General features: G+C 31.7%; 2 protein-coding genes. Both read right to left on the bottom strand.

Annotated elements, in window-relative coordinates:
- Positions 1–43 precede the first annotated feature (43 nt).
- Entirely contained in the window at positions 44–526 is a 483-nt protein-coding gene (locus FDW96_RS12780; RefSeq protein WP_036849875.1) for a hypothetical protein, read from the bottom strand.
- Positions 523–654, bottom strand: coding sequence for a hypothetical protein (locus FDW96_RS25540; RefSeq protein WP_256376116.1), 132 nt, complete (start codon positions 652–654; stop codon positions 523–525). The genes FDW96_RS12780 and FDW96_RS25540 overlap by 4 nt, the downstream gene beginning before the upstream one ends.
- Between the last annotated feature and the right edge of the window lie 90 nt (positions 655–744).

Consider the following 744-nt stretch of genomic DNA (forward strand, 5'->3'; position numbering starts at 1 on the left):
TATAAAATGCCAAGAATAATCAAGGCAATATTAATTACAATCATTATATATTCTCCTGACTTTCTACATAGAGCAAGATACAGAACGCGTCTGCCATGTCGTCATTGATTTTGTCTTTAGGGACTATATTATAACTTTCTAAAATATCAATGCTTTGTTCTTTTCTTGCTTTGCTTTTACCTTTGATTAAGTGATAACCACACCACATTGAATTACTTACATCAACATATCCAATATTATGGCGATTACGCATTACTCCTAAGAAAGAACCGTTAGCCCTAATCAATGAGATATTTCCTTTAGACTTGAACGTGATGATAGGTTCTTCAATATAAATAAAATAATCAAATAAGTTATAATGCTCAATGACTTCTGTTATGCCGTCAGCAATTTGTTTTGCACGTTCCAAAGGGTCTTTGCTTTTACCACCTGCTATTGAACCAACTACATACTCATTTGTTAAAGGATTACGAAACGCATAACCAGTATTAGAAGTACTAAAGTCAATCGCTAAAGCTTTGCTCATAAATCAGAACTCAATTCAACATAAAGTTCTTTGCTTAGTTCTCCGATATCAAATAAGTGCTTAATATAGTGTTCATACTCAATTGGAGTTAATACTTCTTTTTGTGCTAAAATATGTTCTTTGTTCATTTCTTTATTCTCCTTTAAAAATTAAAGCTGTATCAAGATTAATCAAACCACATTCCACAGCGTTAAGTAAGAACTCGTTAAAGTCAACTT

This window comes from Citrobacter sp. TBCS-15 (assembly GCF_005280815.1).
Taxonomy (GTDB): Bacteria; Pseudomonadota; Gammaproteobacteria; order Enterobacterales; family Enterobacteriaceae; genus Citrobacter; species Citrobacter werkmanii.

Bases quoted from the DNA above. Each gene is read 5' to 3' on its own strand.
- FDW96_RS12780 (WP_036849875.1), bottom strand. From the start codon at position 526: ATGAGCAAAGCTTTAGCGATTGACTTTAGTACTTCTAATACTGGTTAT.
- FDW96_RS25540 (WP_256376116.1), bottom strand. From the start codon at position 654: ATGAACAAAGAACATATTTTAGCACAAAAAGAAGTATTAACTCCAATT.